The organism is Rhodococcus wratislaviensis (assembly GCF_900455735.1).
Lineage (GTDB): Bacteria > Actinomycetota > Actinomycetes > Mycobacteriales > Mycobacteriaceae > Rhodococcus_F > Rhodococcus_F wratislaviensis.
Genome location: NZ_UAUI01000022.1, coordinates 367,077 through 389,777, shown reverse-complemented (window position 1 = coordinate 389,777; position 22,701 = coordinate 367,077). Strand labels below are relative to the sequence as shown.

General features: G+C 67.8%; 19 protein-coding genes. 16 read left to right on the top strand and 3 right to left on the bottom strand.

Annotation, left to right across the window (positions count from 1 at the left end; translation table 11 throughout):
• The first annotated feature begins 68 nt into the window (after nt 1-68).
• Nucleotides 69-668: a carboxymuconolactone decarboxylase family protein gene (locus DTA22_RS24310; protein WP_112301169.1), complete on the top strand. Its 600-nt coding sequence runs from the start codon at nt 69-71 to the stop codon at nt 666-668.
• On the opposite strand, the gene DTA22_RS24305 is transcribed toward DTA22_RS24310, so the two are convergent.
• On the bottom strand, nt 643-1,563 hold the full coding sequence (locus DTA22_RS24305) for a sigma-70 family RNA polymerase sigma factor (protein ID WP_112301168.1): 921 nt from the start codon (nt 1,561-1,563) through the stop codon (nt 643-645). The two genes, DTA22_RS24310 and DTA22_RS24305, sit on opposite strands and share 26 nt — an antisense overlap.
• Before the next feature lie 280 nt (nt 1,564-1,843).
• Between DTA22_RS24305 and DTA22_RS24300 the strand changes: the two genes are divergently transcribed.
• From DTA22_RS24300 to DTA22_RS24265, 8 genes are read left to right on the top strand one after another with little or no spacing between them, the layout of a single operon-like run.
• A complete protein-coding gene (locus DTA22_RS24300; RefSeq protein ID WP_037234607.1) occupies nt 1,844-2,914 on the top strand; it encodes an ABC transporter substrate-binding protein in 1,071 nt (356 codons plus the stop codon).
• Between the two features lie 38 nt (nt 2,915-2,952).
• On the top strand, nt 2,953-4,041 hold the full coding sequence (locus DTA22_RS24295; protein ID WP_081792440.1) for an ABC transporter substrate-binding protein: 1,089 nt from the start codon (nt 2,953-2,955) through the stop codon (nt 4,039-4,041).
• The gene (locus DTA22_RS24290) at nt 4,038-4,874 is read left to right on the top strand and encodes an ABC transporter ATP-binding protein (protein ID WP_005244194.1); all 837 of its coding nucleotides are present in this window, start codon (nt 4,038-4,040) and stop codon (nt 4,872-4,874) included. Before DTA22_RS24295 ends, DTA22_RS24290 begins: the two co-directional genes overlap by 4 nt.
• Complete coding sequence (locus DTA22_RS24285; protein ID WP_112301167.1) at nt 4,867-5,742, top strand: ABC transporter permease; 876 nt, start codon at nt 4,867-4,869, stop codon at nt 5,740-5,742. Before DTA22_RS24290 ends, DTA22_RS24285 begins: the two co-directional genes overlap by 8 nt.
• Before the next feature lie 25 nt (nt 5,743-5,767).
• Nucleotides 5,768-7,111, top strand: a complete 1,344-nt coding sequence (locus DTA22_RS24280; RefSeq protein WP_112301166.1) for an LLM class flavin-dependent oxidoreductase — start codon at nt 5,768-5,770, stop codon at nt 7,109-7,111.
• Entirely contained in the window at nt 7,108-8,334 is a 1,227-nt protein-coding gene (locus DTA22_RS24275; RefSeq protein ID WP_112301165.1) for an MFS transporter, read from the top strand. The genes DTA22_RS24280 and DTA22_RS24275 overlap by 4 nt, the downstream gene beginning before the upstream one ends.
• 13 nt (nt 8,335-8,347) lie before the next feature.
• Nucleotides 8,348-9,337, top strand: a complete 990-nt coding sequence (locus DTA22_RS24270) for an LLM class F420-dependent oxidoreductase (protein ID WP_037234594.1) — start codon at nt 8,348-8,350, stop codon at nt 9,335-9,337.
• A 47-nt stretch (nt 9,338-9,384) separates the two neighbouring features.
• Nucleotides 9,385-9,945 carry a GNAT family N-acetyltransferase gene (locus DTA22_RS24265; protein WP_112301351.1) on the top strand — a complete coding sequence of 187 codons (561 nt, stop codon included), beginning with the start codon at nt 9,385-9,387 and terminating at the stop codon, nt 9,943-9,945.
• A gap of 7 nt (nt 9,946-9,952) precedes the next feature.
• On the opposite strand, the gene DTA22_RS24260 is transcribed toward DTA22_RS24265, so the two are convergent.
• Nucleotides 9,953-10,621, bottom strand: coding sequence for a DUF3239 domain-containing protein (locus DTA22_RS24260; protein ID WP_112301164.1), 669 nt, complete (start codon nt 10,619-10,621; stop codon nt 9,953-9,955).
• Nucleotides 10,622-10,658: 37 nt separating this feature from the next.
• A complete protein-coding gene (locus tag DTA22_RS24255; protein WP_005244182.1) occupies nt 10,659-12,338 on the bottom strand; it encodes a DNA repair helicase XPB in 1,680 nt (559 codons plus the stop codon).
• 174 nt (nt 12,339-12,512) lie between these two features.
• Here DTA22_RS24255 and DTA22_RS24250 point away from each other — a divergent pair, with 174 nt between their 5' ends.
• The 7 genes from DTA22_RS24250 to DTA22_RS24220 all read left to right on the top strand — a co-directional run bounded on the left by DTA22_RS24250 (nt 12,513) and on the right by DTA22_RS24220 (nt 22,697).
• Complete coding sequence (locus DTA22_RS24250) at nt 12,513-13,274, top strand: LppU/SCO3897 family protein (RefSeq protein ID WP_112301163.1); 762 nt, start codon at nt 12,513-12,515, stop codon at nt 13,272-13,274.
• Between the two features lie 146 nt (nt 13,275-13,420).
• Nucleotides 13,421-14,632: an ROK family transcriptional regulator gene (locus DTA22_RS24245; RefSeq protein ID WP_037234586.1), complete on the top strand. Its 1,212-nt coding sequence runs from the start codon at nt 13,421-13,423 to the stop codon at nt 14,630-14,632.
• A 292-nt stretch (nt 14,633-14,924) separates the two neighbouring features.
• Nucleotides 14,925-15,992, top strand: a complete 1,068-nt coding sequence (locus DTA22_RS24240; protein WP_037234583.1) for a PhnD/SsuA/transferrin family substrate-binding protein — start codon at nt 14,925-14,927, stop codon at nt 15,990-15,992.
• The gene (locus DTA22_RS24235; RefSeq protein ID WP_112301162.1) at nt 15,989-16,858 is read left to right on the top strand and encodes an ABC transporter permease; all 870 of its coding nucleotides are present in this window, start codon (nt 15,989-15,991) and stop codon (nt 16,856-16,858) included. Before DTA22_RS24240 ends, DTA22_RS24235 begins: the two co-directional genes overlap by 4 nt.
• On the top strand, nt 16,834-17,568 hold the full coding sequence (locus DTA22_RS24230; RefSeq protein WP_112301161.1) for an ABC transporter ATP-binding protein: 735 nt from the start codon (nt 16,834-16,836) through the stop codon (nt 17,566-17,568). The genes DTA22_RS24235 and DTA22_RS24230 overlap by 25 nt, the downstream gene beginning before the upstream one ends.
• Before the next feature lie 12 nt (nt 17,569-17,580).
• Complete coding sequence (locus DTA22_RS24225) at nt 17,581-18,942, top strand: LLM class flavin-dependent oxidoreductase (protein ID WP_112301160.1); 1,362 nt, start codon at nt 17,581-17,583, stop codon at nt 18,940-18,942.
• The gene (locus DTA22_RS24220) at nt 18,939-22,697 is read left to right on the top strand and encodes an ABC transporter ATP-binding protein (protein WP_112301159.1); all 3,759 of its coding nucleotides are present in this window, start codon (nt 18,939-18,941) and stop codon (nt 22,695-22,697) included. Before DTA22_RS24225 ends, DTA22_RS24220 begins: the two co-directional genes overlap by 4 nt.
• Nucleotides 22,698-22,701: the final 4 nt, after the last annotated feature.

Here is a 22,701-nt window from a genome sequence, read left to right as displayed (position 1 = left end):
TCTGCAGGGCTGTCTCGTCTTCTCTGTAGACGGCGCGCGAAGGGCGCCCGGTGACGATGGAGGACGCAATGCCCCGCATTCCCGCAGTGGCCCCGGCGGACGCGAGCCCGCTGGTGAAGGTCGCCTACAAATATGCTGCCCACAAGTTCGACGAGGTCCCCGAGCCGTTCACCGTGCTCGCCCATCACCGCAAACTGTTCGTCGCGTCGGCCCGGCACGAGCTGGCGGTGCAGAAGGCGTCGACCGTGCTTCCCGCGAACGTGCGGGAGATCGCCGTCTACCGCGTGGCGTGGACGATCGGCTGTTCGTGGTGCGTGGACTTCGGCACGATGCTGCAACGCCTCGACGGCCTGGACGTGGAGCGGCTCCAGCACATCGCCGACTACGCCGACTCGCCCGCGTACAGCGAGGACGAGCGCGCGGCCATCGCATACGCCGACGCGATGACGGCGACGCCCACCACGGTCACCGACGAACAGGTGGCGGACCTCGAGCGCCGGTTCGGCCGGGCCGGTGTCGTAGAACTGTCCTATCAGATCGGTATCGAGAACATGCGCGCCCGGATGTACTCGGCGCTGGGCATCACGGAGCAGGGTTTCGGCACCGACTCGTGCCGGGTGCCGTGGGCCGACGACGCCGCGGTCACGAAGGAAGGTCCGGGATCCTGATTCCGCCGAACTTCTCCGGATTGGCGATGTCGTACGCCGCGTAGACGAGTCCGTCCCGGACGGTGAACCCACCCACTCGCGGCGGCGAGCTGCGGTGGGCATCGTCGCCGGTGAGTGCGGCACTGAAGAAGCCCAATTGGCCGTTGACCAGGACCGGCTGCATGACGGTGAACACCGCCGGCCCGTACCGCTTGATGAGGCCGAGGAAGAAGCGGGCGAATTTGTCCGCGCCGTGGATGACGTTGACGGCGGTGCTCGTGGTGCCGTTGGCGTCGCCGATGACGAGGGCGTCCGGGTGCAGCGCCGCGATCACCGCGTCGAGGTCGCCGGCGGCGAGTGCCTCGAGCAGTCGCTGCACGGCGACGGCATGCTCGTCGTCGGGAACGGCGGGTGTGGTTGCGGCAGCGGCCTTGCGGGCCCGCGACGCGAGCTGACGCGCCGCGGGCGTCTCGATGCCGAGAATCCCGGCCACCTCGTCGAACGGGACCCCGAAACCGTCGTGCAGCACGAACGCGACCCGTTGCGCAGGGGTGAGCGTGTCGAGCACGATCAGCGCGGCGAGGCGGTTGTCCTCGTCCCGGACGACCGCTTCCAGCGGGTCCGGCTCGGCCGACGGCGACAGTCCGGTGACGATGGGTTCCGGAAGCCATTGGCCGACATACTGTTCCCTCCGCACCGCCGCCGACCGCAACCGGTCGAGGCAGATCCGCCCGACCACCGTCGTGAGCCACGGCCGGAGGTCGCGGATGTTCGCGGCCTTCGCGTCGTCGAGTCGCAGCCACGACTCCTGCACGGCGTCCTCCGCATCGCTGACACTTCCCGTCAGCCGATACGCCACGGAGAGCAGATGCGGCCGGTGGGACTCGAATTCGTCGACCAGCGTCGCAGTGGGCATGCCGATATCCTACGTGCGGTCCAGACATAAAATCCGTCGTGTGTGTAACCGTTGACCCTGGTGGTGGGTCCGGACGTATGGTGTGGCGACCACACCACGTCCAGGGAGTCTGCCATGTTCCAGTGTTTCGGCTGTCGTAGCTGACCTGGCTTTTTCGCACCCCTTTTCTTTCCGCACGTCCTGCTCACCCGTTCGGCGACCCGCCGGGCGGGTTCGGGAGTGCGCTCGCACGACCCGCCGCTTCGTCGTCCGCGGGCATCACACACTAGGAAGACCTTCGATGATTCGTCCACGTTTCGCGCGGACTCTGGCCGCAGCGGCCGCCCTTCTCACGTTCACCAGCCTTGCTGTCGGGTGCTCCAGTTCCGAGACGACCACGACAGCCGACGGGAAGACCGTACTTCGCTACGAGGGGACCACGGGACAGGTCTCGTTCCCGGAACTCGCGGCCGACCTGGGCTACTACCAGAAGGTCGAACTGAACTGGATCGGCGACACGACCAGTGGGCCGCAGAGCATCCAGAATGCCGCCACGGGGCAGACCGACTTCGGTGGCGCGTTCAACGGTGCGGTGCTGAAGCTGGCCGCGGCCGATTCGCCGATCACGTCCGTCATCGGCTACTACGGCTCCGACAAGGAGACGTTCAACGGGTACTACGTGCTCGACGGAAGCCCGATCACGTCGGCACGTGACCTGATCGGCAAGAAGGTCGGGATGAACACGCTCGGTGCGCACCACGAGTTCCTCGTGCGTGAGTGGCTGGCGCGGGAAGGGCTGACCCCCGACGAGATCAAGCAGGTCGAGTTGACCGTCGTGCCGCCGGTGAACACCGAACAGGCGCTGCGGCAGGGTCAGATCGACGTCGGCACGCTCGGAAGCGTGTTCCGCGACAAGGCAGTCGAACGCGGCGGTATCCGCCCGCTGTTCACCGACGAATCCATCTTCGGGTCCTTCACCTACGGTTCGCTGCTGTTCCGCAACGACTTCATCGCGAAGAACAAGGACGCCGTCGCCGACTTCGTGCAGGGCACGGCCCGCGCCATCCGCTGGACCCAGACCACGCCCCGCGACGACGTGATCGCGAAATTCAAGGACATCATCACCAAGCGCGGCCGCAACGAGACCACCGATCTCGTCGGCTACTGGAAGTCGCCGGGTGTGGCGGGTCCCGGTGGCGTGATCACCGACAAGGAGATCCAGACCTGGATCGACTGGCTGGTCCGCAACGGCGAACTCGAGGACGGCAAGCTCACGCCCGCCGACGTCTACACCAACGAGTACAACCCGTACGCCAACGGCACGTACCCCGCCGACAGCGGCCCCGACGGACAAGCGCTGGCCGCGAAGTGAACTCCACCCCAGGTCCCCACGAGAAGAAAGTGACGTCGATGTCCCACTCCCGGTTCCGGCGCGGCGCCGTGCGCGCCCTCGCGGCGACCGCAGCACTGTTCACGGTGGCCTCGGGAGTGGCGGGGTGCGCCGGCTCGTCGGATACCGCCACCACCGAGGACGGGAAGACGGTCCTGCGCTACCAGGGGTGGGCCGGGGACGTGGGATTCCACGAACTCGCCGAGGACCTGGGGTATTACGACGAGATCAAGCTCGAATGGGTTGGCGACACCACCAGCGGCCCGCAGGACATCCAGTCGGCGGCCACCGGTGACATCGAGTTCGGCTCGGCATTCAACGGAGCCGTCGTCAAGCTCAATGCTGCGGGGGCACCGATCACGTCGGTGCTGAGTTCCTACGGTGCGGATGCCGGCGAGTACACCGGATACTTCGTGCTGGACGGCAGCCCCATCCGCTCGGCGCGCGACCTGATCGGCAAGAAGGTCGGGATGAACACGCTCGGTGCGCACCACGAGTTCCTCGTCCGGGAGTGGCTGGCCCAGCAGGGGTTGACCCAGGACGAGATCAAGCAGGTGGAGCTGACCGTCGTCCCGCCGGTGAACAACGAAACGGCCCTGCGCGAAGGTCAGATCGATGTGGCTGCCATCAACGGCATCTACCGCGAAACAGCCCAGGAGCGTGGGGGTATCCGGCCGCTGTTCACGGACCGGGATCTGTTCGGCGCCTTCAGTTACGGAACCTACGTCGTGCGTGACGACTTCCTGGCGAAGAACAAGGACGCCGTTGCGGACTTCGTGCAGGGCACGGCTCGGGCCATCCGATGGACCCAGGTGACTCCGCGTGAGGAGGTCGTCGCACGGTTCAAGAGCATCATCGACAGGCGTGGCCGCAACGAGAGCGACGAGGCCATCGACTACTGGCGCAGCTCCGGCATTCCCGTCGCCGGGGCCGTGATCCAGGAGAAGGAGTTGCAGACCTGGATCGATTGGCTCGTCCGCAACGGTGAGCTCGACGAGGGCAAGTTGACCGCAACCGACCTCTACACCAACGAATTCAACCCGTACGCCAACGGCACGTTCCAGCCCGAGAGCGGGCCCGACGGAGAAGTACTGGAAGGACAGAAATGAGCACCACCGCCTCGAACCCCGATCGGGTTCAGACGCCCAAGCTCCGCCTCGAGCACGTCACCAAACAGTTCGACGTGCGCGGGTCGAAGGACAAGTTCACCGCGATCGAGGACATCGACATCGATCTCGCGGACGGCGAATTCCTCGTCCTCGTCGGGCCGAGTGGTTGCGGAAAGTCCACGCTGCTCGACCTGCTCGGCGGACTCAGCACCCCCACGTCGGGCCGGATCCTGCTCGACGGTCAGCCGGTGACCGGGCCCGGTCTCGATCGCGGAATCGTCTTCCAGCAGTACGCACTCCTGCCGTGGCGCACGGCCCGGCACAACATCGAATTCGGGCTCGAGGCCAAGGGACTGCCCAAGAAGGAACGGCGCGAACTGGCCGAGCACTACCTCGAACTCGTCGGCCTGAAGGGCTTCGGCGACCGGTACCCGCACGAGCTGTCGGGTGGCATGAAGCAGCGCGTCGCGATCGCCCGCAGCCTCGCGTTCGACCCCGAGGTGCTGCTGATGGACGAGCCGTTCGCGGCGCTCGACGCGCAGACCCGTGAGTCGCTGCAGGACGAACTGCTGCGCATCTGGAAGGCCACCGGCAAGACCATCCTGTTCATCACGCACGGCATCGACGAGGCCATCTATCTCGGGCAGCGGGTCGCCGTCCTGACGTCGCGGCCCGGCCGGGTGAAGACGTTCGTGGACATCGACATCGACCGCAGCGGCGAGGACGTCCGGTCCAACGAGCAGTTCCGGCACTACCGCCACCGCATCTGGACGCTGCTGCACGGCGAAGTGGAGCGTGCACAGGTAATCGAGAAGGAGGAAGCACATGTCTAGCGCACTCGCGTCGCCGGAAACTCCCGTCGCAATCGATCGACCCGGGACCTCGGCTCCGACGCCTCCTTCCACCCCGCCGGAGCCGGGTGCCGTCCAGCGTGCCGGTGCGGCACTGGGTCCGATCGCCTGGCGGATCCTCAAGCCGTCCGTTGCGATCGTCGCGTTCCTGGCGCTGTGGGAGATCGCTCCCCGAGTCGGGCTCGTCGACGAGGTCTTCCTTCCCCCGTTCACTACGGTGGTCGAGGCGTTCTTCGACCTGGTTCAGAGCGGTGAGCTGTGGCAGCACGTGTCCGCCAGCCTCTCCCGCGCCCTGATCGGCTTCTTCGTTGCCGTCGTGATCGCGATCCCGCTGGGTATCGCGATCGCCTGGTACCGCCCGGTGTCGGACTTCCTGAACCCGATCCTGGAACTGTTCCGCAACACGGCGGCGCTGGCGTTGCTCCCCGTGTTCATCCTGATCCTCGGCATCGGTGAGGAGTCCAAGATCGCCCTGGTGATCTACGCGTGCACCTTCCCGATCCTGCTGAACACGATCTCCGGTGTGCGCACCGTCGACCCGTTGCTGATCAAGTCGGCGTCCTCGCTGGGACTGTCGCCCGTGCGCCTTTTCCAGAAAGTGGTGCTGCCCGCCGCCGTTCCCACCATCTTCACCGGAATCCGCATGGCCGCGGCGTCGTCGATCCTCGTGCTGATCGCCGCCGAGATGGTCGGGGCCAAGGCCGGCCTCGGCTACCTGATCACGGCCTCCCAGTTCAACTTCCAGATCCCCAACATGTATGCGGGCATCGTCGCCATCTCGGTTCTCGGGCTGACGCTCAACGCCGTTCTCGTACTGATCGAACGCAGGCTGTCCCGCTGGCGGGTCTAGTCACTTACCGGAAAAGAAACTCCACATGTCACAGGATTCCCAGTTCCACCTCAACGCGTTTCTCATGGGTGTGGGACATCACGAGGCGGCGTGGCGCCATCCCCGCACCGAGGCGCACCGCGTACTGGACGTCGCGCACTTCCAGGAACTCGGCCGGATCGCGGAGCGGGGCAAACTCGATTCGGTGTTCTTCGCCGACGGTCTCGCCGTCGGACCGCGGATCAAGCACAACACGCAGGCGATCTTCGAGCCCGTCACATTGCTGTCGGCGATCGCCGTCGCCACCGAACACGTGGGGCTGATCGCCACGGCCTCCACCAGTTACTCCGACCCGTACAACCTGGCGCGCAAGTTCACGTCGCTCGACCACATCAGCGGCGGCCGGGCGGGGTGGAACATCGTAACCTCGGCCGGTGCGGACGAGGCGGCGAACTTCGGCGTCGACGGCATCCCCGCGCACAGCGGACGGTACGAGCGCGCAGAGGAATTCGTCGACGTCACGCTCGCCCTGTGGGACAGCTGGGAGGACGGCGCGGTGGTCCTCGACCAGGAGACCGGCGTGTTCGCCGACCCCGGCAAGGTTCACACCATCGACCACGACGGACCGCGGTTCCGGGTCAAGGGGCCGCTGAACTCGCCGAGGTCCGCCCAGGGCCGGCCGCTGCTGGTACAGGCCGGATCGTCCGAGAGTGGCAAGGAGTTCGCCGCGCGGTACGCCGAGGCCGTGTTCACCGCCCAGCGCACCCTGGAGCAGGGTCAGGAGTTCTACCGCGACCTCAAGGTGCGTGTCGTCAAGCACGGCCGGAATGCCGGCGAATTGAAGGTGCTGCCCGGCATCGTGCCGTTCATCGCGGACACCGAGGAGGAGGCGAAGGCGCTCGAGCAGTCGTTCACCGACCTGATCTCGCCCGAGTACTCGCTGCGGCAGCTGTCGACGATGCTCGGTGTCGACCTCACGAAACATTCCCTCGACGCCCCGCTTCCGCCACTTCCTCCGCTGGACGAGATCCAGGGCAACAAGAGCCGGTACCAGCTGGTGAAGGATCTCGCCGCGGACGGTTCGCTCACCGTCCGGCAACTGATCGGGCTGCTCGGCGGCGGACGCGGGCACCGCACGTTCGCCGGAACCCCGGAACAAGTGGCCGACGAGCTGCAGACGTGGTTCGAGCAGGGTGCGGCCGACGGCTTCAACATCATGCCGCCCTACCTGCCCGGCGGACTGGACGACTTCGTCGACCGCGTCGTCCCGATCCTGCAGCAGCGCGGACTGTTCCGGACGGACTACACGGCGACCACCCTGCGCGGTCACTACGGTCTCACGGACGTCGGTAACCGGTTCGCGGGCGCGGTCGACGAAGCGAGCGCATGAGCGACGAGACCGGTCTGAAACCTCTCGTCACCACCGTCTTCGTCCCCGCCGCGATCTTCGGCATCGGCCAGGGGGCCGCCGCCCCGGTCATGGCACTGACGGCCCGCGAACTGGGCGCGTCCGTCGCCGTGTCCGGGCTGATCGTCGCGGTCGTCGGGCTCGGCGCCGTCCTGGGCGACCTGCCCGCGGGCCGGATCGTCGCCAGGTTCGGGGAGCGGCGGTCCATCATCGGCGGCAGTACCGTCGGCGCCGCCGGAGTGCTGGTCTGTCTGCTCGCGCAGACACCCTGGATGCTCGGTGTGGGCGCACTGCTGACCGGGCTCGCCAACGCCGTGTGGGGGCTGGCCCGCCAGAGCTACCTGGCCGACGCCGTGCCGATCGGGCTGCGCGCTCGGGCGATGTCGTCGTTCGCGGCGATGTGGCGGCTCGGCTTCTTCGTGGGACCGCTGCTCGGCGCCGCCGTGATCCTGGTGGTCGGCGCCCGCGGCGGGTTCATGGTGCAGTTCGTCGGCGTCGTGCTGTCCGGGTGGCTGATGTCGAGGGTCCCCGACCCGCCGAGGCGCCACGCAGGCACCGCCGGCACACACGCAACGCTGCCGTCGATTCTGCGCCGGCACCGGAAGTTGCTGGCCACCCTCGGCGCCGGATCGCTCCTGATGGGTGCGGCCCGCGCCTCGCGGGAAGCGGTGCTGCCGCTGTGGGCTGCCCATCTCGGACTCGATGCCGCCCAGGTCAGCCTCGTCTTCGGAGTCGGAGCGGCCGTCGATCTGCTGTGCTCGTATCCGGCCGGACACTTCATGGACCGATACGGCCGCCGGTTCATCGCGGTGCCGTCGCTGCTGGTGATCGGGGTGTCGTACCTGGTGCTGCCGCTCTCGCACGACCTTGTGTCGATCGGGGCCGTCGCCGTCGTGATGGGAATCGGCAACGGCCTCGGCAACGGCGTCATCATGACGCTCGGCGCCGACATCGCCCCACCGGCGACGCGCGCCGAATTCCTCGCCGCCTGGCGGCTCACCCACGACACCGGCATGTTCGCCGGGCCCTTCGGGGTCGGCGCGCTCGCCGCGGTGGTCCCGCTCGGGGCTGCCGTCGCCGCGATCGGGGGAGCGGCGCTGGTCGGCGCCGGACTCCTGTTCCGGTTCATCCCTGTCTATTCCCCGTGGCCACCGCCGCCCGCGTCGGAGCCCGATTCCTCACCGCTCGAAAAACAGGAAGCATAGGTACATTCGTTTAATGCGCTTCGGATTGTTCGTTCCTCAAGGTTGGCGTCTGGATCTCGTCGGAATCGATCCCTCGGATCAGTGGTCGGTGATGCGCGACTTCGCGTTGCGCGCCGATCAGGGTTCGTCCTGGGATTCACTGTGGGTCTACGACCACTTCCATACCGTCCCGGCACCGACGGAGGAGGCCACGCACGAGGCGTGGACCCTCATGTCCGCGTTCGCGGCGGTCACGTCGCGGGTGCGTCTCGGTCAGATGTGCACGGCGATGAGCTACCGCAACCCGGCCTACCTCGCGAAGGTCGCCGCCACCACCGACCTCATCTCGGGGGGACGCGTCGAGATGGGTATCGGCGGCGGCTGGTACGAGCACGAGTGGCAGGCGTACGGGTACGGGTTCCCCTCTGCCGGTGTGCGTCTCGGCCGTCTCGACGAGGGCGTGCAGATCATGCGGCAGGCCTGGACCAACGGCGTCGCAACCCTCGAAGGCAAGCACTACCAGGTCGACGGAGCCATCGTCCGCCCACTTCCGTTGCAGGAAGGCGGCATTCCGCTGTGGATCGCCGGCGGCGGCGAGAAGGTGACGTTGAAGATCGCGGCAAAGTACGCGCAGTACACCAACTTCGACGGCACGCCCGAGGGCTTCGCGCAGAAATCCGAAATCCTGCGGAAACACTGCGACACCGTCGGCACCGACTTCGACGCCATCACCCGCTCGGCCAACTACAACGTCGCGATCGGCACCACCGAGGCGGAGGTCGAGCAGCGGTTGCTCACCCTGAAGGACCGGCTCACCCCCCACGTCGGCGCCGAGGCAGCCGAAGGTGCGCTGGGAGCCTTCCGCGGCATGCCCGGTGTGGGAACACCGGAGCAGATCGTCGAGAAACTGTCGGCGCTGAAGGAACTGGGCCTGTCCTACGGCATCTTCTACTTCCCCGAAGCCGCCTACGACACCTCGGGCATCGAACTGTTCGAGAAGGAGGTCCTGCCCGCGCTGCGCTGACAGCGTGCCGACGGGCAGGGCCGTTCGCCGGGCATAGAGTGGCGGGCATGTTCGTCGTCACCCTCGCCGCCGACAACGTGTGGCTGAGCCCGCCGGTCGTCACCGACGTCGACGCGATCTGCGCGGCATGCAGCGAACCGTCGATAGCCGAGTGGACGACGATGCCAGCCCCGTATGCCCGCTCGGACGCCGAGCAGTTCGTGCGGCAGACGGTGCCGTCCGGGTGGGCCGATCGCAGTCCCACCTGGGCGCTGCGCGAACGCGAGGACGGTCCCGTGCTGGGGATGATCGGCCTGATGGCGCGGGACGTGACGGCTGCGGAGATCGGATACTGGCTGTCCCCGGCCGCACGGTCGCGGGGCCTCATGACGACCGCAGTGAACCTGGTGTGCGATTTCGCGTTTCGGCCGGACGGCATGGGGCTCGAACGCATCGAATGGCGCGCGTTCGTCGGCAACCTCGACTCGGCGGCGGTCGCCCGCCGGGTCGGCTTCCGGTTCGAGGGCGTCCAGCGCGCCGGACTCGTGCAGCGCGGCGTCCGGCGTGACTCGTGGGTGGCCGCCCTGCTCGCCGCCGACCCGCGGCAACCGGCCGAAGGCTGGCCCTAGCGGCCGATCAGCGCAGGCCCTCCGGAAGGTCGTGCTCGGACACCGCGACTCGCTGGTCGGGGCTGGTCCGGATGTGCTCCGACTCGGCGATCCGGCTTTGCAGGAAGTCCCACTCGGCCTGATCGATGGCGTCCTCCGCGCGGGAACGCACGGCCGCGTCGCGGGTGCCCCACGCGATCGGCATCGGGCTGACCATCTCCCACGTGGCGGCGTCGCTGTGGGTGCTGCGGTCGTTCAGCAGTGCGACGGACGGCACCCTGTCGCCCACCCTCTGCTTCTGACCGGAACGGATCGGGACGTTGCGGGTGACGAGCGCGTACGACGCCCGGCCCGCGGAGGGCTTCGCGACGTCGATCAGCGACAGCAGAGTGACCGCACGGGGATGGACCTCCGAGACGACGGCAGGCACCAGCGGGCTCCTCGCGTACAGCTCCTCGATACTGCCGACCTTCTTCGGCACCCAGAACGCCACCCACACGGACGTCAGTGCGGCGATCGCCACGACGACACCGAGGATGATCGACCAGGGGTGGGCGAGCAGGATCAGACCGACAGCGGCGGCCGCGAACAGCAGCGCCACCACGATCGCCGACACCTGCAGGCGTCGCATGTCGGCGAACGTCTGGTTGACAGACTTCGCGTAGGGCCGGTCGACGGTGAACTCGAAATGTCGCACGGCCCCAGCTTAGATCCCCCGGTCCGGGGGACGGCGGTTACCCGATGGCCGGGCCCAGTAGGTCGTCGGCGTCGGTGATCCGGTACGCGTACCCCTGCTCGGCGAGGAAGCGCTGCCGGTGGGCGGCGTACTCGGCGTCGAGCGTGTCGCGCGCCACCACCGAGTAGAAGTGCGCCTGGCCGCCGTCGTGCTTCGGTCGCAGCAGGCGGCCCAGCCGCTGGGCCTCCTCCTGGCGTGAACCGAACGTGCCCGAAACCTGGACGGCGACAGATGCTTCCGGCAAATCGATCGAGAAGTTCGCGACCTTGCTGACGACCAACGTCTGGATCTCGCCCGCCCGGAACCGGTCGAACAGTTCCTCGCGCTCCTTGTTCTTGGTCGACCCCTTGATGACCGGCGCGTTCAACGCCTCACCCAGTTCGTCGAGCTGGTCGAGGTACGCGCCGATGATCAACGTCGGTGCGTCGGTATGCCGCTCCAGGATCGACTTCACCACCGCGATCTTGGTGTGCGCGGTGGAACACAGCTTGTACCGCTCGTCGGGCTCGGCGACGGCGTAGGACATCCGTTCGGCGTCCGTCAGCGTCACCCGCACCTCGACACAGTCGGCGGGAGCGATCCACCCCTGCGCCTCGATGTCCTTCCACGGCGCGTCGTACCGCTTGGGGCCGATCAGCGAGAACACGTCGCCCTCGCGGCCGTCCTCGCGCACCAGCGTGGCGGTGAGGCCGAGGCGTCGACGGGACTGCAGGTCGGCGGTCATGCGGAACACCGGGGCGGGCAGGAGGTGCACCTCGTCGTAGATCACGAGACCCCAGTCGCGGGAATCGAAGAGTTCGAGGTGCTTGTATTCGCCCTTGGTGCGCCGGGTGATCACCTGGTACGTGGCGATCGTGACCGGGCGGATCTCCTTGCGCTCGCCCGAGTACTCGCCGATCTCCTCCTCGGTGAGCGATGTGCGCGCGATCAGCTCACGCTTCCACTGCCGTCCCGCGACGGTGTTCGTCACCAGGATCAACGTGGTCGCCTTCGCCTTGGCCATCGCCGCCGCACCGACCATCGTCTTACCCGCACCACAGGGCAGGACGACGACGCCGGACCCACCTGCCCAGAACGAGTCGGCGGCCATCTCCTGGTAGTCGCGCAGGTGCCACTGGCCGTCCGCGGACCCGGGGGACGTGCCGTCGAAGTCCAGGTCGATGGCGTGCGCCTCGCCGTCCACGTACCCGGCGAGGTCCTCCGCCGGCCAGCCGACCTTGAGGAGCAACTGCTTGAGGCGGCCGCGCTCGCTCGGGTGGACCACGACCGTGTCGTCGTCGACGCGGGCACCGAGCATCGGGGCGATCTTCTTGTGCCGGGTCACCTCGGTGAGGACCGCGCGGTCCAGGCTGACCAGCGTCAGACCGTGGGCCGGGTTCTTCACCAGCTGGAGGCGCCCGTACCGGGCCATCGTGTCGACGATGTCGACCAGCAGCGGCTGGGGCACCGCGTACCGGGAGAAGTTGACCAGCGCATCGACCACCTGCTCGGCGTCGTGTCCGGCGGCGCGCGCGTTCCACAGGGCCAGCGGGGTGATGCGGTAGGTGTGGACGTGTTCGGGCGCGCGCTCGAGTTCCGCGAACGGCGCGATCGCCTGGCGGGCGTCGTTCGCGCGTTCGTGATCGACCTCCAACAGCAGGGTCTTGTCGGATTGGACGATCAACGGTCCGTCGGTCACGGAAGCCTCCTCGAAAATGCGGTGCCGGATGTAGCCAGCCTGTCCATTGTCCTGATCTGAGCGACACCGCGCCACGTCGCGGCCTTCGACGCGGCCCGATACCTGCACATCCGGGGCGGTCGGGGCCTAAATTGAGGGGCAGCCGGATGGATCGACCCAGAGACGAGGCTCGCGATGACCCAGCCCCCCGACGACCCCCACCGTCGCGATCCGAACGTCCCCGGCGAACCGCCGAACAACCCGCAGCAACCGTACCCGCAGGGTGGGCCGCAGCAGCCGTACCAGCAGGGCCAGTACCCGCAGCAGCCGTACCCGCAGGGGCAATACGCCCAGCAACCCGGCCAGTATCCGCCCGGCCAGTACGGGCAGCAGCCCGGCCAGTACCCGCCCGGCCAGTATCCGCCGCCGCCGAAGAAATCGCGGAAGGGGCTGTTCATCACCCTCGGCGTCGTCGCCGTCGTGATCCTCGCCGCCATCGCCGCGTTCGCTGTATTCGCCGTCAAGAGCGCCGACAAGAACGCTCTCGACGTCGGCGACTGCCTCTTCTTCGAGTCCGCGTCGACGACCGCGGCCGACACCTCACACGAGAAGCGGGACTGCTCCGACAGCGAGGCCACGTACGAGGTGGCGCAGAAGAACGACGGCGACGTCCAGTGCGCGGAGGACTACTTCTCCTACACCCTCGTGAGCGAGGGTGACGACGTGCAGACCACGCTCTGCCTCGTTCCGAACATGATCGAGGGGTCCTGCTACCTGCTCGAGGACGACGGCCGGATCGTGCCGTCCGACTGCACCGACATGCAGACCGTCAAGGTCGTCAGACGCGCGGACGGCCAGAACGACGAGACCCTCTGCAACGAGTTCGACAACGCATTCCCCATCGCGTTCTCCGAACCCGAGCGCACCTATTGCATCGAGGTCAATCTCGGTGGCTAGCGTCCTGTGAGTACTCATTGACCGCCCGGCGTTGACAAGTACTCACGGGAGTTAAATTCACGGGTATCGGGTCCGTTGAAGTGCACGTTCCCCTTCGATAGCGTTCGAGATCAAGCAAATCACGGCGCGCGGGGAAGGTGGGAACGATGGCGCGAACCCAGCCCGACACCCGGCGTGGTGCCGGTCGTTCCGGCGCCAGCGCGGGCACGGTGCTGCGTACCGTCCTCGACCGCGGGCCGATCGCGCGCAGCACGATCGCCCGGGTCACCGGGCTCTCACCCGCGACGGTGACCACCGCCAGTGCACAGCTCGTCGAACGCGGCCTGCTGCGGGAACTGCCGGAGATCGCGGGCCCCACCGGATTGGGACGGCCACACGTGCCGGTGGACCTCGACGACACCCGTTACGTCGTCTACGGAATCCATCTGGCGATCACCCACGTGACCACTGCATTGCTCGACCTCCGCGGGCGGGTGCTGGCGCGATCCCGCGATCCGCACTTCGGGCTGGGACCGGCCGAGATCCTGCGGAACGCCGTGACGACCCTCGAGGCGCTGGCCGCAGGGCACGGTGACGTGTCCGTCCCGATCGGCGTCGGTTTCGCGGCCGGCGGCTGGATCGACTCCGAATCCGGTGTGGTGCGTGAGCATCCGATCCCGGGGTGGAACGGGTACCCGGTCCGGGCGGATCTCGAGCACCGCACGGGGCTCGACGTTCGGATGGATTCGCACGCGCGCGCCCTCATCGACGCCGAGGTGTTGTTCGGGGAGCCGAGGGCGCGGGACAGCGTCGTGCAGCTCTTCGTCGGGAACGTGGTGGACGCTGCGTTCGCGACCGGAGGCGTGGTCCACCACGGTCCTCGCGCGGCGGCAGGCGCGGTGGCGCACGTGCCCGTCGAGAACAGTGTCGAGGAGTGCACCTGCGGGCGTACCGGATGCGTGCAGGCCACCCTGTCGGATCGGGTGCTGGTGCGCAGGGCGATGCAGCTCGGCATCATCGAGCGGCCGGTCTTCGGCGACCTTCTCGACGCGGGGCGACGTCGGCAGCCGGCGGCACTGGCACTGTTCGAGGAACGGGCGCACGGCGTGGGGGTGGTGGCGGCGCGTCTGCTCGATCTGTTCAATCCCGAGGTTCTGATCGTCTGCGACCAAGGCGTGAGCCGGATTCCGGGGACCCTCGACACGGTTCGGCGGGCAGTCGGGGAGTCGTCGGCGACGTGTGACGACCCTTCTCTGTCGGTGCTGTCCACCAGTTTTCCCGGGAGGGCACTGCCGGTATCCGCCGGCTCGGTGATCCTCGCGGAGCTCTACCGGGCACCTCTCACCAGCTTCGTGCGGCCGCTGGCCGGCATATCGTGACATGTATCACAGAGCCGGAGTTAATTCGGTGGGAAGCAATGTTGACGTCGATTGCACTGGATCGCAAGGATATTGGTGTGAACACCACCATGGCGGACAGCGTGCGTACTTTCTCGTGTCGCTCCGAGTCCTGTTGTCGCCGCACGCGACCGGGTCGCATCTGACGTCTCCGCGCTGACCCCGGCGGACGCTCGAAACACCGTTCCGTTCTTCCTTTCTCGCTCCTCTGTGGCACCCGACCGACCGTGTCCGGTGTGCCCGACCGGAGATCACATCCTTCGAAGGATCAATCATGTCCAGTTCACTCGTGTCTTCCGCCGGGTATCGGCGCCTCACCCGCGCCGCCTTCGCCGGCGTCGTGGCGCTCGGGCTCGCGTCCTGCTCGTCCGGTTCCTCCGGCGGGCTGTCCCTCGATGATGCTGTGCCCGATCAGGTTCCGGACGGAACCTCGCTCAGCGTGTCGATCAAGACCACCCGGCTTCAGCTCGAGGCGACCGACCAGCTCGCGGACCTCCCGTTCACCGTGTCGGACTGGCCGGACGTCAGTGCCGGTCCCGACGTGATCCAGGCCTTCCGGGGCAACGCGGTCGATCTGGCCACCAACGCCGCGATCCCGCCGATCCAGGCGCACGCCACCGGGCTCGACGCGAAGATCGTCGCGGTCCGGGAGAAGGAGCAGCCGCAGTACCTGCTGGCCACCGCTCCCGGCTCGGACATCACGGAACTGCCGGACCTGCGGGGCAAGAAGATCGCGTTCTCACCCGGGCAGGCTCAGGGTGTGGTGATCCTGCGAACGCTGAAGGCGCAGGGTCTGACCACGGAGGACGTCCAGCTCGTCGAGCTCCCCAGCCCGCAGTTCCTCACCGCACTGCAGTCGAAGCAGGTGGACGTCGCGCCGCTGTCGGAGCCGACCGTGACGAAGTACCTGAACCAATACGGGCCGGACGGAGCGAAGGCGTTGGCGACGAACGCCGTGGATGCGCTCACGGTGCTCTGGGCGCCGGTGGAGGTCCTCCAGGACCCGGCCAAGGCCGCGGCGATCAAGGCGTTCATTCCGTTCTGGGCGCGCGGGGAGATCTGGGCGTGGGAGAACCAGGACGCCTGGATCCAGAAGTACTACGTGGAGAGTGAACAGGTATCGGCCGAGGACGGGAAGCGCATCGTCGCCTCCGTCGGGCAGCGCCCGGTCTACCCGGCCAACTGGGACGCGGCCGTCGAGTGGACGCAGGACACCGTCCAACTGCTCTCCGATGCAGGCTATTTCAGCGAGTTCGATGCCAACGAGTTGTTCGACCGCCGATTCGAAACGGTCGCCGCTGACGCCGTTCCGGCCGAGTACCGAGGCGGTGTGCAGAAATGACCAGTACTCTCTCCGCGCCCGCAGCCGCGCTGGCACGTACTGTCGCCCCCGGTGTCGAGAGGCCCGGGCCCGGCGCCGCCGATCGGCAGATCCGCCGGCTCGGGTTGCGTAAGGCGTTCCCGTTCTCCCGGCTTGCCGGTGTCCTGCTCCTCCTCGCGGTGTGGGCGGTGGGAAGCCTGACCGGCTTCATCGACGCACGAAAGCTGTCGGCGCCCTGGACCGTGGTCACCACGGCCGTCGACCTGATCTCCACGGGCATCCTGCAGGAACACGTCCTCGCGTCGTTGAGCCGTGCCGCCATCGGTTTCGCGTTCGGCGTGGTGATCGGAACGGCCCTGGCCGTCGTCGCCGGTCTGACGCGGTCCGGTGACGCCCTGATCGACGGGCCGATCCAGCTCAAACGTGCCATCCCGACGCTCGGCCTGATCCCACTGCTGATCCTCTGGCTCGGCATCGGCGAGACGTTCAAGATCGTGATCATCGCGCTCGGTGTCGTCGTCCACATGTACATCCAGACGCACAACTCGTTGACGTCGATCGACAACCGCTACGTCGAACTCGCCGAGGTCCTCGGGTTGTCCCGGGCCACGTTCATCCGCAAGGTCGTATTGCCGGGTGCGATGCCGGGATTCTTTCTGGGACTGCGCCTCTCGGTGACCGGTGCCTGGCTCACCCTCATCGTCGTCGAGGGAATCAACGCGGTGACCGGTCTGGGGAAGATGATGTACAACGCGCAGAACTACGGACAGTCCGACGTGATTCTCGTGGGGCTCGCGGTCTACGGCATCTTCGGTCTCCTGTCCGACTCCGTCCTCCGCTACGTCGAAAGGCGGTCGCTGTCATGGCGCAAGACGCTCGCCGGCTAGAACCCGCCGCCGTGCAGGTGCGATCCCTCGTCCGCGGATTCGGCGACAAGACCGTCCTCGACCGCCTGGACCTGGACATTCCCGAAGGCCAGTTCGTGGCCCTGCTCGGCAAGAGTGGGTCCGGCAAGAGCACGCTGCTCCGGGCGCTCGCCGGCCTCGACTACGACGTCGAGGGCCGCGGCGGAACCCTCACCGTGCCCGAGGAGGTGTCGGTGGCGTTCCAGGACTCACGGTTGCTGCCGTGGCTGAGGGTGCTGGACAACGTGACGCTCGGACTGGGCCGCACCGGCACGAGCAAGGGTGCGGCGGCCCTCGCGGAAGTGGGCCTCGCCGGTCGGGAGAAGGCGTGGCCCAGCGAATTGTCCGGCGGTGAACAACAGCGTGTGGCGCTGGCGCGAGCGCTGGTCCGCGAGCCCGAACTGTTCCTGGCCGACGAGCCCTTCGGGGCCCTCGACGCGCTGACCCGGATCAAGATGCACGCCCTCTTGCAGGAGTTGATCCGTCGCCACCGCCCGACCGTCCTGCTCGTCACCCACGATGTCGACGAAGCGATCGCGCTCGCCGACCGGGTGCTCGTTCTCGACCGCGGGCAGATCGTCGTCGACGAGATCATCGACATCCCGAAGCCGAGAGCGCTCGGCGACAGCAAGTTCCACGAGTTTCGCAACGCGCTGCTCGGCGCCCTCGGCGTCGAGGTAGCGGCACAGTAAGGGAGTTACACCATGAGTTCGTCCCCACAGCGCCGGCTCCATCTCAACGCATTCCTGATGGCGATCGGCCACCACGAGGCCGCCTGGCGCCTGCCCGAGAGCGATGCGAACGCCAATCTCGATATCAAGCATTACATCTCGTTGGCGCAGACCGCCGAACGCGGAAAGTTCGACTCGGTGTTCCTCGCCGACAGCCCGGTGCTGTTCAGCAATCCGGAACGCAGGCCGAGCGGCAAGCTGGAGCCGACGATCATCCTCACGGCGATCTCCGCGGCCACCGAGAAGATCGGCCTGATCGCGACCGCATCGACCAGCTACAACGAGCCGTACAACTTGGCGCGGCGGTTCGCGTCCCTCGACTTCGTCAGCGGCGGACGCGCAGGCTGGAACATCGTCACCACGGCCGGCGCCGATGCGGCGCAGAACTTCGGGCTCGACGACACTCCCGCACACCGGAGCCGGTACGAGCGGGCCGCGGAGTTCGTGGAGGTGTCCACCAAGCTGTGGGACAGCTGGGAGGACGACGCCATCGTCGCGGACAAGGAGGTCGCGATCCATGCCGACTCCGCCAAGGTGCACGTCATCGAACACGAGGGCCGGTTCTTCAAGGTGCGGGGACCACTCAACGTGCCGCGGTCGCCGCAGGGATACCCGCTGCTCGTGCAGGCGGGATCGTCCGAGGACGGAAAGGATTTCGCCGCCCGGTACTCGGAGGCCATCTTCACCGCCCAGCCCACCCTGGACGAGGGGAAGGCGTTCTACGCGGACGTCAAGGACCGTGTCGCAAAACTGGGCCGGGACCCCGAGCAGGTGCTGATCCTGCCCGGCATCGTGCCGGTCATCGGGGACACCGAAGAGGAGGCCCGCGAACTCGAGGCCGAATTGGAAAGGTTGATCTCGCCGGAATACGCCCGCAAGCAGCTGGCGCAGCGGTTCAATCTCGAACCGGAGCAACTCCCGCTCGACGAGGAACTTCCCGAGGACTTGCCGTCCGAGGACGAGATCGAGGGTGCGAAGAGCCGGTACACGCTGATCGTGGACCTCGCCCGCCGCGAAAAGCTCACGGTCCGGCAGCTGATCGGGCGACTCGGTGGTGGTCGCGGTCACCGCACGTTCGCGGGCACCCCGCTGCAGGTGGCCGACACGATCGAGTACTGGTTCCGGAACGGCGCCGCCGACGGTTTCAACATCATGCCCGCGGTCCTCCCGTCCGGGTTGGAGAAGTTCGTCGACTCCGTGGTCCCGATTCTGCAGGAACGCGGACTCTTCCGCACCGACTACACCGAGACCACGCTGCGCGGGCACTACGGTTTGCCGCGGCCCGCCAATCAGTTTGCGGTCGAGAAGGATTCCACGCTGGTGTCTGCGCAGTGACGACGGGAGCTCCGGGGGAGAATGCCGGCTGGCTGCGGTATCTGTTCGGATACTGTCTGCGTCAGCGGCGCAATCTCGTTCTCGCGTACGGGGCGGCGGCGGTGGCGGCCGCCGCCACCGCCACCATTCCGCTGGCCGTCCGGCACGTGATCGACAATGCCGCGGTGGACACGAATCATGCACTGGCGCCGTGGATCGCGGTGCTCATCGCCCTCGCATCGCTCCGCTTCGCCGCCGCCTACACGCGACGGTACCGGTCCGGGCAGCTGTCCCTCGGGGTGCAGTACGACCTGCGGGGCGACGCCTTCCGATCCCTGCTGCGGCTCGACGGCGTCAAGCAGGACGGACTGCAGACAGGGCAGGTGGTCAGCCGGTCGATCTCGGACATCACGCTGATCCAGATGCTCCTGCAGTTACTGCCGCACATGGCAGGGAACCTGCTGATGTTCGCCATCTCCCTGGCCGTGATGGCCGTGCTGTCGCCGATCCTCACCCTGGTCGCTCTCGCCGTCCTGCCCGCACTGTGGTTCATCTCCGTGCGTAGTCGCGTCGACCTGTTCCCCGCCAACTGGCACGCCCAGGAACAGGCAGCGATCGTGGCCGGGGGAGTCGAAGCCGCCGTCACCGGGGTGCGCGTCGTCAAGGGATTCGGCCAGGAAGGCCGCGAACTCGAAGACCTCGAGAAGCGGGCCGGCGACCTGTTCCGATCCCGGCTGCGCGTCGCACGCCTGACCAGCCAGTACAACCCTGCACTGCAGGCGGTCCCGATGCTCGGGCAGGCACTGGTCCTGGCGCTCGGAGGATGGCTCGCGCTGCACGGCACGCTGTCGCTCGGCACGTTCGTCGCCTTCACCACGTACCTGGCGTCGTTCGCCTCGCCCGTGCGACAGCTCGCGACGTTGCTGACCGTGAGCCAACAGGGCCGTGCCAGCGTGGAACGCGTCCGAGAGGTGATCGACAACGCCCCGGCAGTCACGACCCCACCCGACGCCGTGGACCTGCCAGATGGGCCGCTCGAGGTCGTGTTCGACGACGTGGACTTCGGATACGATCCGTCGAACCGCCTACTCGACGGACTGTCGCTGCGGATCGCACCGGGGGAGACGGTGGCGGTCGTCGGTGCCGCCGGGTCGGGAAAGTCGACTCTGGCCATGCTCGTTCCGCGGTTGTACGACGCCGACGCGGGTGCGGTCACCGTCGGGGGGATCGACACCCGCCGGCTGTCGCTCGAATCGCTGCGCTCCGCGCTCGGCGTCGTCTTCGAAGACAGCTACCTGATGTCCGAGACAATCCGCGCCAACGTGTCCTACGGCCGGCCGGATGCCGACGAGACACTGGTGCGTGAGGCGCTCCGAGTGGTGCAGGCGGAGGAATTCGTCGACGCACTTCCGGACGGGCTCGACACCGTCGTGGGGGAGCAGGGGGTGACGTTGTCGGGAGGTCAGCGGCAGCGGATCGCCCTCGCCCGGGCATTGGTGACCGATCCGCGGATCCTGGTGCTCGACGACGCGACATCGGCGGTCGACGCCCGTGTCGAGGCCGCCATCCACCACGAACTGTGCGTCGCGACCAGCGAACGGACCACCCTGATCATTGCGCATCGCCGGTCGACGCTCGCGTTGGCGGACCGCATCGCGGTCCTGGCGGACGGTCGCATCGTCGATGTGGGCACGAGCGCCGAACTCGACGAGCGGTGCCCGCTGTTCCGCGCGCTGCTGTCGAGCGCGGACGACGTGACCGCTCCGGACCCGTCACCCGACCCGCCGGACGTCGACGGTGTCACCGCCGAACTGTGGCGACGGGAGGACAGTGACGAGGGATCCGGCGTGTTCGACGCCAGAGCCGCAGCGGCTTTCGCGACCGCGGCCGCGGGCGCCAGTGGACCGTCGCGCGGAGGCGCGTCGGGCGGAATCCTCTCGTCGGCGCCGCCCAGCCCCGAAGTCATGGCTCGGCTCGACGACCTGCCGCCACTCACAGGCGACCCGGACGTCGCCGCGGACGAGGCCAGGGCCGCCGACCCGGCGTTCGGGCTCGGCTCGCTGCTGCGGCCGCTTCTCCTGCCGCTGGGCGCGGGCTTGGCGCTCGTCGGGCTCGACGCCGTCGCACAGATCGCGGTGCCGGTCCTCGTCCGTACCGGGGTGGATCGGGGAGTGCTGCAAGGCGCCCGCGACCTGCTGCTGCTCGCGGCGGCCGCGACCATTCTGGTGGTGCTGCTGGACTGGGCCGTCAACATCGCCCAGGCGCGGGTGACCGGGCGGACGGGCGAACGGCTGCTGTACACGTTGCGGGTCAAGACGTTCGCGCAACTACAGCGGCTCGGTCTGCAGTACTACGAACGAGAACTGGCCGGCCGGATCATGACACGCATGACCACCGATGTCGACAGTCTGTCCAACTTCCTGCAGACGGGTCTGGCCACGGCGGTGGTCAGCGCGCTGACGATCTCCGGTGTTCTCGTGGCACTCCTGGTGATCGATGCGGAACTTGCCCTCGTGCTGGTCCTCGTGGTGCCCATCCTCGTCGCGGCCACCGTGGTGTTCCGCCGAAAGTCCGTGCCCGCCTACGCGGAGGCCCGTGATCGGGTCGGGATCGTCAACGCCTATCTGCAGGAGAATGTGACGAATATCCGCGTCACGCAGGCATTTCGGCGCGAAGACTACAACGCGGTCCAGTTCGCCCGGCGGGCCTGGGACTTCCGGGAGTCGCGGCTACGGGCCCAGCGGTACATGGCCCTGTACTTTCCGTTCGTCGAGTTCCTGTCGGTGGTGGCGACCGGGCTGGTGCTCGCGGCCGGTACGGCGCGGATCCATGCAGGGTCACTCACCGTCGGCACCCTGATTGCCTTCGTGCTCTACGTCGAACTGTTCTTCGCTCCCGTGCAACAGCTTTCGCAGGTGTTCGACGGGTATCAGCAGGCGGTGATCGGGCTGGGCCGACTGCGGGGGCTGATGAGGACACCGACCACCACCCCGCAGACGGACGATCCGATCGTCCTCGACCGCATCCAGGGCGGAATCGTGTTCGACGACGTCCACTTCGCGTACGAGTCCGGCAAGGGAGAGGCCCTGCGAGGGGTAGCGCTTCGCATCGAACCGGGCGAGACCGTCGCCCTCGTAGGTCAGACCGGCGCGGGCAAGTCGACGGTGCTCAAGCTGCTCGCCCGGTTCTACGACCCGACGGAGGGCGCGGTGCGGGTGGACGGCATCGACACCCGGTCGCTCGACCTCGCGTCGTTCCGGCAGCGACTCGGTGTGGTTCCGCAGGAGCCGCATCTGTTCGGCGCCACCGTCCGCGACGCCGTCGCCTACGGGCGCCCCGACGCGTCGGACGCGCAGGTCGAGGCCGCCAGCCGAGCGGTCGGGGCGCACGAGATGGTGTCCGGGCTCGCCCTCGGATACCTGCAGCCGATCGGGGAGCACGGGCGCAACCTGTCGGCCGGACAACGCCAGCTGCTGGCACTCGCCCGCGCCGAACTGGTGGACCCCGACATCCTGCTGCTGGACGAGGCCACGGCGTCACTGGACCTGGCCACCGAGGACCGCGTCCGGCTCGCGACCGAGAACCTGTCCCGGCGGCGCACCACCGTCGTCGTGGCGCACCGGTTGAGCACCGCGGCGCGAGCCGACCGGGTGGTGGTCCTCGACGGCGGACGGGTCGCGGAAGTCGGAACACACGAGGAGCTACTGGAACGAGGGGGCGTCTACCGCGAGCTCTGGGACGCCTATGCGGCTTCGCCGCCCGTGAGTACTTATTAACCGC

Excerpts from the sequence above, each read along its gene's own strand:
- DTA22_RS24310 (WP_112301169.1), top strand. The coding sequence starts at position 69 with ATGCCCCGCATTCCCGCAGTGGCCCCGGCGGACGCGAGCCCGCTGGTG.
- DTA22_RS24305 (WP_112301168.1), bottom strand. The coding sequence starts at position 1,563 with ATGCCCACTGCGACGCTGGTCGACGAATTCGAGTCCCACCGGCCGCAT.
- DTA22_RS24300 (WP_037234607.1), top strand. The coding sequence starts at position 1,844 with ATGATTCGTCCACGTTTCGCGCGGACTCTGGCCGCAGCGGCCGCCCTT.
- DTA22_RS24295 (WP_081792440.1), top strand. The coding sequence starts at position 2,953 with ATGTCCCACTCCCGGTTCCGGCGCGGCGCCGTGCGCGCCCTCGCGGCG.
- DTA22_RS24290 (WP_005244194.1), top strand. The coding sequence starts at position 4,038 with ATGAGCACCACCGCCTCGAACCCCGATCGGGTTCAGACGCCCAAGCTC.
- DTA22_RS24285 (WP_112301167.1), top strand. The coding sequence starts at position 4,867 with ATGTCTAGCGCACTCGCGTCGCCGGAAACTCCCGTCGCAATCGATCGA.
- DTA22_RS24280 (WP_112301166.1), top strand. The coding sequence starts at position 5,768 with ATGTCACAGGATTCCCAGTTCCACCTCAACGCGTTTCTCATGGGTGTG.
- DTA22_RS24275 (WP_112301165.1), top strand. The coding sequence starts at position 7,108 with ATGAGCGACGAGACCGGTCTGAAACCTCTCGTCACCACCGTCTTCGTC.
- DTA22_RS24270 (WP_037234594.1), top strand. The coding sequence starts at position 8,348 with ATGCGCTTCGGATTGTTCGTTCCTCAAGGTTGGCGTCTGGATCTCGTC.
- DTA22_RS24265 (WP_112301351.1), top strand. The coding sequence starts at position 9,385 with ATGTTCGTCGTCACCCTCGCCGCCGACAACGTGTGGCTGAGCCCGCCG.
- DTA22_RS24250 (WP_112301163.1), top strand. The coding sequence starts at position 12,513 with ATGACCCAGCCCCCCGACGACCCCCACCGTCGCGATCCGAACGTCCCC.
- DTA22_RS24245 (WP_037234586.1), top strand. The coding sequence starts at position 13,421 with ATGGCGCGAACCCAGCCCGACACCCGGCGTGGTGCCGGTCGTTCCGGC.
- DTA22_RS24240 (WP_037234583.1), top strand. The coding sequence starts at position 14,925 with ATGTCCAGTTCACTCGTGTCTTCCGCCGGGTATCGGCGCCTCACCCGC.
- DTA22_RS24235 (WP_112301162.1), top strand. The coding sequence starts at position 15,989 with ATGACCAGTACTCTCTCCGCGCCCGCAGCCGCGCTGGCACGTACTGTC.
- DTA22_RS24230 (WP_112301161.1), top strand. The coding sequence starts at position 16,834 with ATGGCGCAAGACGCTCGCCGGCTAGAACCCGCCGCCGTGCAGGTGCGA.
- DTA22_RS24225 (WP_112301160.1), top strand. The coding sequence starts at position 17,581 with ATGAGTTCGTCCCCACAGCGCCGGCTCCATCTCAACGCATTCCTGATG.